This window comes from Reyranella sp. (genome assembly GCF_965279625.1).
GTDB lineage: Bacteria > Pseudomonadota > Alphaproteobacteria > Reyranellales > Reyranellaceae > Reyranella.
Map to the genome: position 1 here is coordinate 3242802 of NZ_OZ257251.1, position 14042 is coordinate 3256843.

Sequence of the window (14042 nt, forward strand, 5' to 3'; positions counted from 1 at the left end):
TTTCTCGTTACTTGAGTTCGACGGGGGTGAGATCCTGGAACCAGCTCTGCGCCTGAACGAAGCCCTTCACCTTGGGGCTCATCGCGCGCGGGTTCAGGTCATGCGCGATCCAGACCCAGTAGGCCTGGTCGACGATGTAGGTGTGCACGTCGGACAGAGCCTTGGTCTGCTCGGCCTTGTCGAAGCTCGTGTGCGCCTTGTTGATCATGGCATCGAGCTTCTCGTCCTTCAGGACGCCCCAGTTGGCACCGACCGGCGTCACGAAGTTGCTGTTCATCAGGCGCGTGAAGGCGGAATAGGGATCGACCGTGGCACGGCTGATGTTGATGCCGTTGACGCCGGCCTTCTTGGCGTTCTCGCCCGTCACCGGCTGGAAGGAAAAATTCACCAGCGCGTTCCACTCCATGACTTCGAACGAGGTGTCGAAGCCCACCGCATTCAGGTTCTCCTGCACGTATTCGTTCATCGGCAGCGGCAGCATCTGGCCGGAGCCCGAGGTCGAGATCGCGATCTTGATCTTGGGCTTCTTGGTCGCGCTGTAGCCCGCTTCGGCCAGCAGCTTCTTGGCCTCCGCGGGATCGTACTTGATGTCGAAGGCGGGCGAGCCGAACCACGGATGGCCGGGATAGACATGGCCCTTCGACTCGATCATCAGCCCGCCCAGCAGCTTGTTGAGGCCGGCGCGATCGATGGCGAGATTGGCCGCCTTGCGTACGCGGATGTCGGTCCATGGCGAACCCTCGACCATGGAGGGCTGGTAGGCCCAGTTGTGCGGATACTTGTTGGTGACGATGGTCATGCCGCCCTGCTTGAGGCGCGGAATGGCGTCGGGCGCGGGCACCTCGATCCAGTCGACCTGGCCGGCCAGCAGCGCCGCCGTGCGGGTCGCCGCCTCCGGCATCGGGAACAGGATCACCTTGTCGAGCTTCGGCACGCGCGCCTTTTCCCAGTAGTCGGCGTTGCGCGAGAGCTCCAGACGCTCGCGCGGCACCACGCGGTCGACCTTGAACGGACCGGTGCCCGACGGGTTGAGGGCAACCTTGTTCCAGTCCTTGCCCTGCTTCTCCCAGTTCGCCGGGCTCGAATAGAAGACGTAGGACATGTCGTAGGGAAACAGCGAGTTGACGATGCGCGTCGTGAGCTCGACCGTGTTCTTGTCGATCTTCCGGTATCCGACCAAAGTCGGAATGCGAGCACGCACCTGCGCCAGCTGCTTGCTGTCGAACTGCGGCGACTTGTCGTTCAGAACCTTGTCGAGGTTCCAGATCACGGCGTCGGCATCGAAGTCCGAACCGTCGTGGAACTTGACGCCCTCGCGCAGTTTGAAGATCCACTTGGTCGGCTCACCCTCGACCGGCGCCCACGACAAAGCGAGACCGGGACGGATGTCGGCGATCGTATCGGCCTTCGACAGGTCCCAGTTCACAAGCGCGTCATAGATCGTGTAGCCGGCGAAGCGAAATCCCTCGAACCCTTGATCGGGCTGGCCCGTCGTCAGCGGGATGTCGGCGGCTGTCATGCCGATGCGCAGAGTGCCCTGCGAGAGGGCAGGCGTAGCAGTCGCTGCAAGGACACCCAGGCCGGCGATGGCGACGCGAAGGCGCTTGAACATTCACTACTCCCCGGTTCGGCGATCCCGTCGGCAACCCCGACGCGAGACGCTGTCCGTTCCGTCATGCAAGCGCCAAGCCAACGCAACAAATGCACGCCACACGTGAAGCGGCATGTCGATTGCATGCACCAATCGTTGCGGAGGAATGTCATGACATCGTCGACCAAGGCGCCAACGCTCGAGGAATTCCGGGCACGCGCTGCGCTGACCGGTCTCACCTTGACCGAGGAAGATATCGGCCACCTGCACAAAGGTTATGTCGGCCTGCTGGGGCTGATGGAACGCATCCCCGAGCGCTGGGCCTGGGCCGCCGAACCGCCGCAAGTCTTCCGCGCCGACGAATAGTAGATTTACATGACCGACCTTACGACGAGCGATCTCACCACACTGGGCATCGCCGAGGCGGGCCGCCGGATGGCGCGCGGCGAACTCACCTCGACAGCGCTCACCGAAGCGTTCCTGGCGCGTATCGCCACCGTCGATCGCAGCCTGTCCAGCTACGTCACCGTCACCGCCGACAGCGCGCTGAATGCCGCCCGCCAGGCCGACATGGAAATGAAGGGCGGCCTGCGGCGCGGACCGATGCACGGCATCCCGATCGGGCTGAAGGACATTTACGAAACGGCCGGCATCAAGACGACCGGCCATTCACATCTCAAGATCGACTATGTGCCGGCCATCGACGCCGAGACGGTGCGACGCCTGAAGGCCGGCGGCGCCGTGATCCTCGGCAAGCTGGGCACGCACGAATTTGCCAACGGGGCGATGACATCGGACCAGCCGTTCCCGCCCGTGCGCAATCCGTGGAACACCGCGCTTCAGCCCGGCGGTTCCTCCAGCGGCTCAGGTGCGGCGATTGCAGCCGCGCTCTGCATGGGCGCGATGGGCTCCGACACCGGCGGCTCGATCCGCAACCCGGCGGGCTACTGCGCCACGGCCGGCCTCAAGCCGACCTACGGTCTGGTGAGCCGCTGCGGAATTTTCCCGCTTTCGTTCAGCCTCGACACGGCCGGGCCCATGGCCTGGACGACCGAGGACTGCGCACTGATGCTCGACGTGCTGGCCGGGCACGATCCCAACGACCAGGCCTCGGCGCGCGCGCCCAAGGTCGACTACGGCGCGGCGGCTCAACGCCCGATCAAGGGCATGCGCATCGCCCTGGCGCGGAGCTGGTATGAGGGGCCCAAGGGCAGGCTCTCGGACGACATGGCTGCGGGCATGGAAGAAGCCGTGCGCGTGATGCGCGATCTCGGCGCCACGGTCGACGAAGTAATTTTCCCCGACATCCGCGACTATCACATCTGCGGCCGCGTCATCATCACCACCGAGGCGCACGCCATCCATCGCCGCGACGTGATCGAGCGGCCCGAGAAGTTCGGCTACACGACGCGCCGCCGCTTCCAGCTCGGCGCCTTCCTGTCGGCCGAGCAGTACCTCTCGGCACTGCGGTTCCGCCGCAAGCTGCAGCAGGACACGCGCGAGGCGATGCGCGGTTACGATCTCGTGATGACGGCCAACCAGTGGGGTCCGCCGGAAGGGTTCGAGGATCCAGCACAGATCTTCCACTTCCTCGGCAAGCCCTCGCTCAGCATGCCCTTCAATGTCACAGGGCAGCCTGCCGCTGCGGTGTGCTGCGGCTTCGACGCCCAGGGCCTGCCGCTCGCCTTCCAGCTTGCCGGCCGCGCGTTCGACGATGCCAGCGTCCTGGCCGCCGGCTCTGCCTATGAACGCGCCACGCCTTGGCGTTCGCACCGACCGAAACTCTGACAGGAGTCCCGCCATGAACGTGTCCCGCCGTACCTTCATCGCCGCCGGCGCGTTGGCGGCACTGCCCATACCGGCGTTCGCGCAGGAAAAGGTCGTGCGGTTCGGCATCTCGATGGCCGACGTGCCACTAACCACCGGCCAGCCCGACCGCGGCGCCGGCGCTTACAAGTTCACGGGCTACACGCTCTACGATCCGCTGGTCGCCTGGGAAATGGACATCTCCGACCGGCCAGGCAAGCTGATCCCCGGCCTCGCCACCGAGTGGAAGGTCGATGACGCCGACAAGACGCTGTGGGTCTTCAAGCTGCGCGACGGCGTGAAGTTCCACGACGGATCGGCCTTCAACGCCGACGCCGTGGTCTGGAATTTCGACAAGGTGTTCGACACCAAGGCGCCGCAGTTCGACCAGCGCCAGGCCTCGCAGGTCCGGCCGCGCCTGCCGTCGGTCGCGAGCTACCGCAAGATCGACGACATGACCGTCGAGGTGAAGACCAAGGTCGTCGATGCGCTCTTCCCCTACCAGATGCTGTGGTTTCTGGTGTCGAGCCCGGCCCAGTTCGAGAAGCTCGGCAAGGACTGGAACAAGTTTGCGTCCGAGCCGTCGGGCACCGGCCCGTTCAGGCTCGCCCGCCTGGTCCCGCGCGAGCGCGCCGAACTGGTCAAGAACGAGGCTTACTGGAATCCCAAGCGCATTCCCAAGGCCGATCGCATGATCCTCGTGGTCGCGCCCGAGGGGGCGACGCGCACCGCCGCCTTGCTTTCAGGCTCGGTCGACCTGATCGAGACGCCGACGCCCGACACGGTCGACCGCCTGACCAAGGCGGGCATGAAGATCGTGCAGAACGTGACGCCGCACGTCTGGAACTATCACCCCTCGATGCTGCCGGGCTCGCCCTGGACCGACATCCGCCTGCGCAAGGCCGCCAACCTCGCCATCGACCGCAACGCCATCGTCCAGCTGCTGGGCGGCCTCGCCACGCCCGCCTTCGGCCAGGTCGACAAATCGAGCCCGTGGTTCGGCAAGCCCAGCTTCGAGATCAAGTTCGCGCCCGACGAGGCACGCAAGCTCATGAGCGCGGCGGGCTTCAGCAAGGCCCAGCCGCTCAAGACCAAATTCGTCGTGGCCTCGGGCGGCAGCGGGCAGATGCTGTCGCTGCCGATGAACGAGGCCATTCAGCAGATGTTCAAGGACGTCTACATCGACCTCGACTTCAAGGTCGTCGAGCTCGAGGCGCTCTACACGGCGTGGCGCGCCGGTGCCAAGGCCGAGATGAACAAGGACGTCACCGCCAACAACATCGCCTATGTGACGTCGGACCCGCTCTACGCCTTCACGCGCTTCTTCGCCTCGAACCAGGGCGCGCCCGTGGGCGTGAACTGGAGCAACTATGCCAGCCCGGAGGTCGACAAGCTGATCGACGAGGCGCTGGCGCAGTTCGATCCCGCCAAGCAGGACGCCATCATGGCCAAGGTCCACGAGAAGGTGGTCGACGACGCCGTGCTGATCTGGGTCGTCCACGACACCAACCCGCACGCCCTGTCGCCGAAGATCAAGTCCTACATCCAGGCCCAGCACTGGTTCCAGGACCTGACGACGATCGGGGTTTAACTCTCATTTCCTCCCCCGTCATACGGGGGAGGATACAGGAGGGGGGAAGGCCACGCGATGAATGCCTCGACTGAGGCTCTTCCCCTCCGTTGTCGTAAGACGACGACACCTCCCCCGTTTGACGGGGGAGGAAAGAGCGTCAGCACCCAAGCTTCTTCGCGAGATCGATCATCGAGGTGCCGACGGCGTTCCACTCGCCCTCGGCCTTGAGGTCGCGCTTCTGGTTCGGGCCGTGTTCGTTGGGGCGCAGGACGAAGCCGGTCGACAGGCCGCACTTCTGCGCCGCCGCGAGGTCGTTGTTGTGCGCGGCGACCAGCATCACCTGCTCGGGCTTGACGTACATGCTGTCGACCACGCCGAGATAGGCCTCGGGGTCGGGCTTGTAGTGATGGAAGGTCTCGCCGGAGAAGCAGTGGTCCCAGGGAATGCCGCCGTTCTTGGCCATGTTGATCAGCAGCGCGACGTTGCCGTTGCTGAGCGTGGCGACGACGAACTTCTTCTTCATCATGCCGATGCCCTCGACCGAATCGGGCCAGGGGCGCAGCTTGTGCCAGAGGTGGGTGAACTCCCACGCGCCTTCCTCGCCCGGATGCTTCAGGCCGCGCTTGGCGAGCAGCATCTCGAAGGCTTCCTTGTGCAGGTCGTCGATGCGCGTCCACGGCAGCTCGCCCTTGCGCACCCGTGTCATCTGCGGCTGGTAGAGGCCGCGCCAGTCGTCGGCGAAGCTCGTCCAGTCGGTCTCGATTCCGTATTTCTTGCCGAGCGCGGGCAGGTCGGCGATCAGGCTGCCGCGCCAGTCGACGACGGTGCCGAAAACATCGAAAATGCAGACCTTCAGATTGGCGGGGACCTTGGACATTGGGTAGCTTCCTCACATGGTTTGGAAGCACGATAGAGTGAGCGGCGCGGACGGCAAGCCAAGATGCGGCTGGGTGTCGGACGATCCGCTCTACCAGGAATACCACGACACGGAATGGGGACGGCCGCTGCGGGACGACCGCGCGCTGTTCGAGCTTCTGACCCTGGAAGGTTGCCAAGCGGGCCTTTCGTGGATCACCGTGCTGCGCAAGCGCGAGCACTATCGCAAGGTCTATGACGGGTTCGATCCGGAGAAGATCGCGCGGTATCGCCCTGCGAAGCTGGAGAAGCTGCTGCTCGATCCCGGCATCATCCGGCACAAGGGCAAGATCGCCGCCAGCGTGAGCAACGCCCAGGCCTATCTCGCGCTGAAGGAGCGCGAGGGCTCCTTCTCGAAGTTCCTGTGGAGCTTCGTCGGCGGAGCGCCAAGGAAGAACCGCCCAAAGACCCTCAAGGACGTGCCGGCGCGCTCGCCCGAAAGCGACGCCCTGTCGAAAGCCCTTCAGAAGGCCGGCTTCAAGTTCGTCGGCTCCACCATCTGCTACGCCTTCATGCAAGCCTCCGGCATGGTCGACGACCATGTCGCGGGCTGCCACTGCGCCAAGGAGTGATCGTGACCAAGCGTGTGTACATCGCGGCCCTCGGGACCGAGACCAACCAGTTCGTGCCCTTTCCCACCGGCCTGCGCGGCTATCAGGAGCACGGCATCTGGCACGGCGACGCCACGAAGCATGAGCCGACCAACTTCACGGCGCCGATGCATGTCTGGCGCAAGGAGACCGAGAAGCGCGGCTGGACGGTGATCGAGGGGCTCTCGACCTTCGCCGCGCCCTCGGGCACCACCGTGCGCAAGGTCTACGAGGATTTCCGCGACGAGATCCTCGACGGCGTGAAGGCCGCCCTGCCGCTCGACGCCGTGCTGATCAACGTGCACGGCGCCATGGTGGCCGACGGCTATGACGACTGCGAGGGCGATCTCCTGTCGCGCATCCGCGCCATCGTCGGGCCCAAGGTGGCGATCGGCGCCGAGTTCGACCTGCACTGTCACCTGAGCGCGCTGATGCTCGACAGTGCCGACGTGCTGGTCGGCTACAAGGAATACCCGCACACCGACACGATGGAGCGCGCGGCCGAGCTGTTCGCGATCATCGCCGACACGGTCGAGGGCAAGGTGAAGCCGGTGATGGCGCGCTACGACTGCCGCATGATCGCGCAGTACCGCACCTCCGTGCCGCCGATCAACGAGTTCGTCGTTCGCATGAAGAGCCTCGAGGGCAAGGACGGCATCCTCTCGGTGTCGCTGAGCCACGGCTTCTCCTTCGCCGACGTGGAGGACGTGGGCACGCGCACCCTGGTCGTGGCCGACGGCGACAGGAAGAAGGCCGAGGCGCTGGCCGAGCAGCTGGGCCGCGAGCTGTGGGACAATCGCGAGCGCTATGCCACCCGGTACCTGACCGTCGAGGAGGCGATGGACCGCGCCGCCTCGCACAACCAGGGCCCGCTGGTCCTGGCCGACCGCGCCGACAATCCCGGCTCCGGCGCACCGGGCGATTCGACCTTCGTGTTGAAGGCGCTGGTCGAACGCGAGATCGGGCCGGCCCTGTTCGGCGTGATGTGGGATCCGATGGCCTTCCAGATTGCCGAGGAGGCGGGCGAGGGTGCGCGCATCCGCATGCGGCTGGGCGGCAAGTCGGGCACGGTGAGCGGCGATCCGGTCGACCTCGACGTCACGGTGAAGAAGATCGCCCGCAACGTCTTCCAGCCCTACGGGCCGGTGATGTCGCCGCTCGGCGACATGGCGCTCTTGTCGTCGGAGCATGTCGACATTGCGATCTGCACGCGGCGCAACCAGACCTTCCACGCCGATGCCTTCCGTGCCGTCGGTGCCGAGCCCGCCGACTACCGCGTCGTCGTCGTGAAGAGCGCACAGCATTTCTATAACGGCTTCGTCGGCGTCGCGAAGGAGATCCTCTACGTCGCCACCCCCGGCGCCGCCGACCCCGACGTCACCCGCTGGCCCTACACCAAGCGCAAGACGCCGTTCTGGCCGAAGGTCGCGGATCCGTGGAAGGGATGACGACTGCGTGTCGGGACGTCAGCTCGAGGTCGTGTCCCAGCCGCCGAGCGTGATCGTGACGGTCGAGCCGTCCGGCACGGTGGCGCTCTTCGACGGCACGTTGGGGCCAGAGTACGGCCCATCCGGGTTCTCGTCCTCGCTGAAGCCGTAGGCGGCATTGGCAATGAAGATCGGCGGATTGCCGCTGGTGCGACTGTCGTTCCCGTCCGCGTCGGAATAGTGCAGGAACTTGGCGTAGACGTGGCTGACGTTGCCGGGCTGGTACCAGTTGTCCGGATTGTTCCACGCCGTGGTGCTCTCGCCACCGGTGATCGGCGTCGTGGATACGCCCTGCTGCGCCACGCCACGACACAGCGCTTGCCAGATATTGTCCTGCAGCAGGCCCTTGTCGGGCGCCGGCGCCACGGTGAAGGCCTGCTGAAAGACGTACTGCGCGCCTGCGAAGCCCAACGGGTTGGAATTCAGCGGATTGTCGAATGCGTAGGTATTGGGGCCATTGCTGAACGTAAAGACCTCCGCGCCGACTCCCCCGCTGCAATAGCCGGAATAGATGTTCGGCGCCGCCGGATTGGCGCTGAGGTTGATGCTGAGATAGTTGCCTACGGTGAACAAGGCGGCCAGCGCCGTATCCCAGTAGGTCGCCAGCGGATCGTCCGTCGCGGCCGTGTAATTGTCGGTGAGGGCGTTCAGCATGTCGTTGGGGTCGGAGATGGCGAAGAACTGGCTGTCCACCGACGGCGGCGCAGGCGCGCCGGCGACGTTGAGGGCGCCGTCGTAAAGCAGCTCGGCGAAGGCCTTGGCGGCCGGGAGGCTCGCCGCCTCGTTCGCAACGAAGGCCGTGTAGGCCGTGCCGATCTCCTGCCGGGTCACCGCGCTCGACACACCGAACTGCTGGCTCACATCGCCGCTCACCGAGAAGCACAGGTTTAGACCGAAGCCGCTTACTGCGCTCACATCGTCCTGGGCGTTCTGGCCGAACTCGAAGATGTCGAACGGTCCGGGCGCGGCAATGCCGGGCGCAACCGGGTAGGGATACTGCGTGTATTTCTGCGGCGCCGAATTCAGGACCTTGAGAGTCGTTGGCGCCCCCGGCGACACAACGAACAGGAGCTGGTCGTTGCCGTTGGTCGCCACGTCGAGTGTCACCGCCGGTATCGTCGATACGGGGTAGAATGGGACGGTGGTTGGGGTGCCGCCGCCGAACGTGCCGTCGCTCTGCAGCACCTGGAAGGAGGAAGAGCCTCCATTGATCCAGCCTGCAACATAGGCCTTCGCAACGCGAGGATCGAGGTTGGTGTCGTCCTGCAGCGTGAACGTCGTCGTCATGGCGAAGACTCCAGCACCGGTTGATATCTGCGCCCCGCTGGCGGAGCAGCCGCAGCTTATCAAGCCGGCAATCGCCGGTAGCCGTTCATTTCTGCATTTCTATCCGAAGGGACTGGATGGACGATCGACCCTTCACAACACGGTCAGCGCGCCTCCCGCGTCACTGCTGCGGCGGATAGCGGTCGAAGGCCGGCAGTTCGTGGGCGTTCTTCATCCACCCGATCCGGTCGGCGACCTGGATGTGGACCTGCGCCGGCACCGTATCCGGATCGTCGTAGGTCGCGCTCTGGATATCGATGAGCCCCGGCAACACCTTCGCATTGTCGTAGAAGAGCCCGGTGCCGCAGTCGGGGCAGAAATGCCGCCTCCCGTGCTCCGACGAGGCGTAGACTCTGGGGATACCCTTGGTCACCTTGACCGCGTCCTGCGGGTACATCGTCCAGCCTACCATCGGCGCGCCGGCATGCCGCCGACAGTCCGTGCAGTGACATAGCGCGTGATTGAGGGCGCCGCCCTCGGCCTGATAGCGAATCGCGCCGCAATGGCAGCCACCTGTAATCATCGTCGGCTCTCCTTCGTCGAAACTGTCTACAACAGCGGCTCCAGCGCCTCGCGCGTCGTCTTGCCTTCGACGACGGGCACGACCTCGAACTCGACGACTTCCTGCCAGTCGGCAATCCATTTCTGGAAGAGCGTTATGTCGTCGGTGCGCATGAGCTGGAAGCAGCGGCCGAGATCGGCCGTCACGTAGCTCGCGACGAACTCCAGCCCGTCGGGCAGGCCGCGGCCCTTCTGGAGCTTGCGATAGACGGCCTTGCCGTCCTGGTTCTTGAACTTCTCGACCACCATGAAGAGCATGTGTTCCCCTCGCTTCCGGTCCGTTAGTCTAGGCCAACGAACGAGAAGAGGAACGAGATGAAGATCGCCGTCGTCGGCGCCTCCGGGCGCATGGGCCAGATGCTGGTCCGCCAGATCGCACGGACCGAGGGCGTGACCTTGGCCGCGGCCAGCGAGAGGCCGGGCAGCAAAGCGCTGGGCAAGGATGCGGGCGAGATGGCCGGCATCGAGCCGAACGGCGTGCTGATCGGCGACGACAGCGCCGCCGCCATCAGGGCCGCCCAGTGCGTGATCGATTTCACCGTGCCGGAGGCGACCGTGGCGCATGCCAACGTGGCCAGCGAAAACGGGGTCGCCATGGTGATCGGCACGACCGGCCTCGATCCCGTCCAGACCAAGTTGATCGAGGACGCGGCCAAGAAGGTGCCGATCATGTGGGCGGCTAACATGGCGCTGGGCGTCAACATCCTGCTGGCGCTGGTCGAGAAGACCGCGTCGATGCTCGACCCCAGCTACGACATCGAGGTGCTGGAGATGCACCATCGCCACAAGATCGACGCGCCCTCTGGCACCGCGCTGGCGCTCGGCCGGGCCGCGGCGGCGGGCCGCAAGGTCCAGCTCGAAGAGGTCTGGCGCAAGAGCCGCGACGGCCATACCGGCGCACGCCCGAGCGGCGAGATCGGCTTCGCCACCCTGCGCGGCGGCGAGGAGGTAGGCGTGCACACGGTCTACTTCGCGGCGGCCGGCGAACGGCTCGAACTCAACCACCGCTCCTTCAGCCGCGAGACCTATGCCGCCGGCGCCGTGAAGTCGGCCAAGTGGCTGGAAGGCCGGAAGCCCGGCCTGTACGGCATGAAGGACGTGCTGGGGCTTTAGACGAGGGCTACTCGTCCCAGGCGTGGTCGTAGCGGGGCGCGCGCATGTCGGCGATGGCGGCCTTGAGCTGTTCGGCGACGCGCAGGCGTTCGTCGGGGCCGAGGAAGCGGCCGATCACGGCGCGGTTGCCGCGCGAGGTCACCACCAGGCGCTCCTCGGTGGCCTCGACCTTCAGCCAGTAGGCGTCGAGCCGCAGCTCCTCGCGCTCGCCGTCGGGCGCGACCCGGACCACGACCAGCTCACGGTCGGTCAGCAGCAGGGTCTCGCTGCGGCGGGCGTCGAAATAGCTGCGCTTGAACAGCCACCACAGCAGGAAGACGTCGACGCCCATGAAGCCGAAGACCGGCCAGGCGCCCATGATGAAGAGGGGCAGGCCGATCACCAGGTTGGCAGCGATCGCGCCCAGCATCACGAAGCGGAAGCCCTCCGCAGACAGGCTGCGATGGGGCGTCAGCGAAGTGGCGAAATGAACCGCCGGAAGGGGCGCTTCGGTCATGGTAGGAAGCTATATGGCCCTGATGAAGACCGCCGTCATCCCCGAGTTCTTTGCACGCCTCAAGAAGGCAATGCCGGAGCCCGAGACGGAGCTTGAATACGACAATGTCTACCAGCTCCTGGTGGCCGTCGTGCTTTCCGCACAAGCCACCGATGTGGGCGTGAACCGGGCCACCGGGCCGCTGTTCAAGGTCGTGAAGACCCCGGCCCAGATGGTGGCGCTGGGAGAAGCGAAGCTGATCGACCACATCAAGACGATCGGCCTGTTCCGCACCAAGGCGAAGAATGTGATCGCGCTCAGCCACCTCCTGCTGGAGCGGCATGGCGGCGAGGTGCCGCGCACGCACGAGGAGCTGGAGGCGCTGCCGGGCGTCGGCCGCAAGACCGCCAACGTGGTGATGAACGTGGCCTACGGCGAGGCGACCATCGCCGTCGACACCCACATTTTCCGGGTCGGCAACCGCACCGGCCTGGCGCCGGGCAAGAACCCGCTGCAGGTCGAGCTGAAGCTGCTGAAGCGCGTGCCGGAGGAATACAAGCTGCACGCCCATCACTGGCTGATCCTGCACGGCCGCTACACCTGCAAGGCGCGCACCCCTCTGTGTCCGGCCTGCGTCGTGAACGACCTCTGCACCTTCAAGGGGAAGACCGTCGCGGCCTAGCCTTTCGGGTCGCCTTCGCCCGCTTCCGGGCCGGTGCCGAGGCCGCTTCCTTTGCCCCCTTCACGGCCTCGGCCAGCGCCACGGCGAGACGGCCGCCGCGGCGGTCCTGGCGTTCCAGCATCACGATGTTGCGGATGAGCTGCGGCTCGCCGAACGGCAGGCAGGTCAGCTTCAGACCGGCGAAGACCTCGTCCGCCACGGCCAGCACGGCGACGCCCAGACCCTTCTCGACCATGCGCAGGATGATGTCCTGGCTGTCGAGCACCATCTCCTCGTGCACCTCCACCCGCATGCGCCGCAGTTCGCGGTCGATCACCCGTCCCGCCCAGGCCTTGCTGTCGAAGCGGATGAAGGGCAGCTCGGCCAGCAGGTCGCGGGCGCTCCGCCGCCCCTGGCCGGGCGGGGCGAACAGCCAGAAACGGTCCTGGTAGAGTGGGGTCCAGACGAGGCCGGCCGGATAGGGCCGTACTGGCTCGGTGGTCAGCGCCGCGTCGAGTTCCCCAGCCGCGACCTTCTCCGCCATTTCCGCCGACAGGCCGACCGAAACGGAGACGCGGGCACGCGGATGGGCGCGGTTAAGTGCGACCAGCGCATCGGGCAGCACGCCGGCCAGCGCGGTCTGCACGGCGCCGACCCGCAGCCGGCCGGCCAGCGATCGTTCGTCGCCGAGGGCACCGGCAATGTCGTCGTAGAGCGCGAGCACCTCGGCGGACCGCGCCACGACGATGCGGCCGGCCTCGGTCAGCGCCGGGAGGCGGCGCGAGCGATCGAAGAGGGCTGCGCCGAACTCCTCCTCCAGCGCCTTCACCTGCAGGCTCACGGCGGATTGCGTCAGCCCCACCGCCTTGCCTGCAGCGGCGAAGGAGCCGTGACGCGCGATGGCCTGCAGGGTGCGGAGGGCGCGCAGCGACATGGATCGATGATAAATTGTCATCGGTCGATTGAGTATTAAGAATTTTCACTCGGGTGCGATGAGGGCCTACACAAGCGCTCATGAGCGCCGACGTGATCCTCGCCCTTCTGCCCATCGTCCTGCTGATCGCGTTGGGCATGGGCCTGCGGCACCTGCGCTTCCTCGCCGACGGGTTCTGGCCGCAGGCGGAGCGGCTGAGCTACTACGTTCTGGTCCCGTGCCTGTTCTTCCATAGTCTCGCGACGGCTCGGCTCGACTCGCTGCCGGCGCGCGAGCTCGTCACGACCCTGATCCTCTCGATCCTCGCCGTGGCGGGACTCGTCATCGCGTTGCGGCCGATGCTGAGGGTCGACGGGCCCTCCTTCACCTCGATCTTCCAGGGCGGCATCCGCTTCAACAACTATGTCGGCGTGACCCTGGCCGCCGGCCTGTTCGGCACGCAAGGCCTCGCGCTGGCGGCCCTGTGCAGCGCCGCCATCGTGCCCACCGTCAACATTCTCTGCGTGCTGGTCTTTGCCCGTCACGGCGCGGCGCGGTTGAGCGGCCGCGGGATCGCCCGGCAACTGGTGACGAACCCGCTGGTGCTAGGCTCGTTCGCCGGCATCGGCTTCCAGCTTCTCGGGCTCACGCTTCCGGCCGGTATCGAGCCGGCGTTGCGGGCGCTCGGTGCTGCATCGCTGCCGCTCGGCCTGCTCTGCGTCGGCGCGGCGCTGGAGTTCGGATCGGTGCGCGGCTGGATCGCGCCAGTCGCCACCTCCTCCGCGATCAAGTTCCTGGCTATGCCGGTCGTAACAGTCCTGGTCGCTTCGCTTATGGGCCTGACTGGACCGGCTCTCGTCACGGCGCTTCTCTTCCAGGCCCTGCCGACGGCGTCCTCGGCCTACATCATGGCGCGCCAGCTCGGCGGCGACGCGCCCCTGATGGCTGGCATCACGGCATTGCAGACCCTCTTTGCACTCGTCGCCCTGCCGATCGCGGCCGCCGGCATCGGCGCCTTCGCCGCCTGACGC

General features: G+C 66.1%; 15 protein-coding genes. 8 read left to right on the forward strand and 7 right to left on the reverse strand.

Going from position 1 to position 14042, the window contains the following annotated elements; all coding sequences use genetic code 11:
- Window positions 1-7: 7 nt before the first annotated feature.
- Complete coding sequence (locus ACQY78_RS15705; protein ID WP_428676572.1) at window positions 8-1612, reverse strand: ABC transporter substrate-binding protein; 1605 nt, start codon at window positions 1610-1612, stop codon at window positions 8-10.
- A gap of 150 nt (window positions 1613-1762) precedes the next feature.
- Between ACQY78_RS15705 and ACQY78_RS15710 the strand changes: the two genes are divergently transcribed.
- From ACQY78_RS15710 to ACQY78_RS15720, 3 genes are read left to right on the forward strand one after another with little or no spacing between them, the layout of a single operon-like run.
- Window positions 1763-1957 carry a hypothetical protein gene (locus tag ACQY78_RS15710; RefSeq protein WP_422009059.1) on the forward strand — a complete coding sequence of 65 codons (195 nt, stop codon included), beginning with the start codon at window positions 1763-1765 and terminating at the stop codon, window positions 1955-1957.
- A 9-nt stretch (window positions 1958-1966) separates the two neighbouring features.
- Window positions 1967-3379: an amidase gene (locus ACQY78_RS15715; protein ID WP_428676574.1), complete on the forward strand. Its 1413-nt coding sequence runs from the start codon at window positions 1967-1969 to the stop codon at window positions 3377-3379.
- Window positions 3380-3392: 13 nt separating this feature from the next.
- Window positions 3393-4988: an ABC transporter substrate-binding protein gene (locus ACQY78_RS15720; RefSeq protein ID WP_428676576.1), complete on the forward strand. Its 1596-nt coding sequence runs from the start codon at window positions 3393-3395 to the stop codon at window positions 4986-4988.
- A gap of 139 nt (window positions 4989-5127) precedes the next feature.
- On the opposite strand, the gene ACQY78_RS15725 is transcribed toward ACQY78_RS15720, so the two are convergent.
- Complete coding sequence (locus ACQY78_RS15725; RefSeq protein WP_428676577.1) at window positions 5128-5847, reverse strand: haloacid dehalogenase type II; 720 nt, start codon at window positions 5845-5847, stop codon at window positions 5128-5130.
- A gap of 37 nt (window positions 5848-5884) precedes the next feature.
- Here ACQY78_RS15725 and ACQY78_RS15730 point away from each other — a divergent pair, with 37 nt between their 5' ends.
- Window positions 5885-6457 (forward strand): DNA-3-methyladenine glycosylase I, encoded by a 573-nt coding sequence (locus ACQY78_RS15730; RefSeq protein ID WP_428676579.1) that lies wholly within the window; start codon window positions 5885-5887, stop codon window positions 6455-6457.
- 2 nt (window positions 6458-6459) lie between these two features.
- Window positions 6460-7923 (forward strand): M81 family metallopeptidase, encoded by a 1464-nt coding sequence (locus ACQY78_RS15735; protein ID WP_428676581.1) that lies wholly within the window; start codon window positions 6460-6462, stop codon window positions 7921-7923.
- Window positions 7924-7941: 18 nt separating this feature from the next.
- Here ACQY78_RS15735 and ACQY78_RS15740 read toward each other — a convergent pair whose 3' ends face one another.
- The 3 genes from ACQY78_RS15740 to ACQY78_RS15750 form a co-directional block, all read right to left on the reverse strand.
- Entirely contained in the window at window positions 7942-9249 is a 1308-nt protein-coding gene (locus ACQY78_RS15740) for a hypothetical protein (RefSeq protein ID WP_428676583.1), read from the reverse strand.
- Window positions 9250-9409: 160 nt separating this feature from the next.
- Entirely contained in the window at window positions 9410-9811 is a 402-nt protein-coding gene (locus ACQY78_RS15745; RefSeq protein ID WP_428676585.1) for a GFA family protein, read from the reverse strand.
- A 26-nt stretch (window positions 9812-9837) separates the two neighbouring features.
- The gene (locus tag ACQY78_RS15750) at window positions 9838-10107 is read right to left on the reverse strand and encodes a DUF3303 domain-containing protein (protein ID WP_428676587.1); all 270 of its coding nucleotides are present in this window, start codon (window positions 10105-10107) and stop codon (window positions 9838-9840) included.
- A 57-nt stretch (window positions 10108-10164) separates the two neighbouring features.
- On the opposite strand from ACQY78_RS15750, the gene dapB reads away from it, so the two are divergent.
- Window positions 10165-10962, forward strand: a complete 798-nt coding sequence (gene dapB, locus ACQY78_RS15755; protein ID WP_428676588.1) for a 4-hydroxy-tetrahydrodipicolinate reductase — start codon at window positions 10165-10167, stop codon at window positions 10960-10962.
- Between the two features lie 7 nt (window positions 10963-10969).
- Here the strand turns inward: dapB and ACQY78_RS15760 are convergent, their stop codons facing one another.
- Window positions 10970-11458 carry a DUF2244 domain-containing protein gene (locus tag ACQY78_RS15760; RefSeq protein ID WP_428676590.1) on the reverse strand — a complete coding sequence of 163 codons (489 nt, stop codon included), beginning with the start codon at window positions 11456-11458 and terminating at the stop codon, window positions 10970-10972.
- On the opposite strand from ACQY78_RS15760, the gene nth reads away from it, so the two are divergent.
- Window positions 11457-12119 (forward strand): endonuclease III, encoded by a 663-nt coding sequence (gene nth, locus ACQY78_RS15765; RefSeq protein ID WP_428676592.1) that lies wholly within the window; start codon window positions 11457-11459, stop codon window positions 12117-12119. The genes ACQY78_RS15760 and nth overlap by 2 nt on opposite strands.
- On the opposite strand, the gene ACQY78_RS15770 is transcribed toward nth, so the two are convergent.
- Window positions 12094-13032, reverse strand: a complete 939-nt coding sequence (locus ACQY78_RS15770; RefSeq protein WP_428676594.1) for a LysR family transcriptional regulator — start codon at window positions 13030-13032, stop codon at window positions 12094-12096. The two genes, nth and ACQY78_RS15770, sit on opposite strands and share 26 nt — an antisense overlap.
- 80 nt (window positions 13033-13112) lie before the next feature.
- Between ACQY78_RS15770 and ACQY78_RS15775 the strand changes: the two genes are divergently transcribed.
- Window positions 13113-14039 carry an AEC family transporter gene (locus ACQY78_RS15775; RefSeq protein WP_428676596.1) on the forward strand — a complete coding sequence of 309 codons (927 nt, stop codon included), beginning with the start codon at window positions 13113-13115 and terminating at the stop codon, window positions 14037-14039.
- Window positions 14040-14042 lie beyond the last annotated feature (3 nt).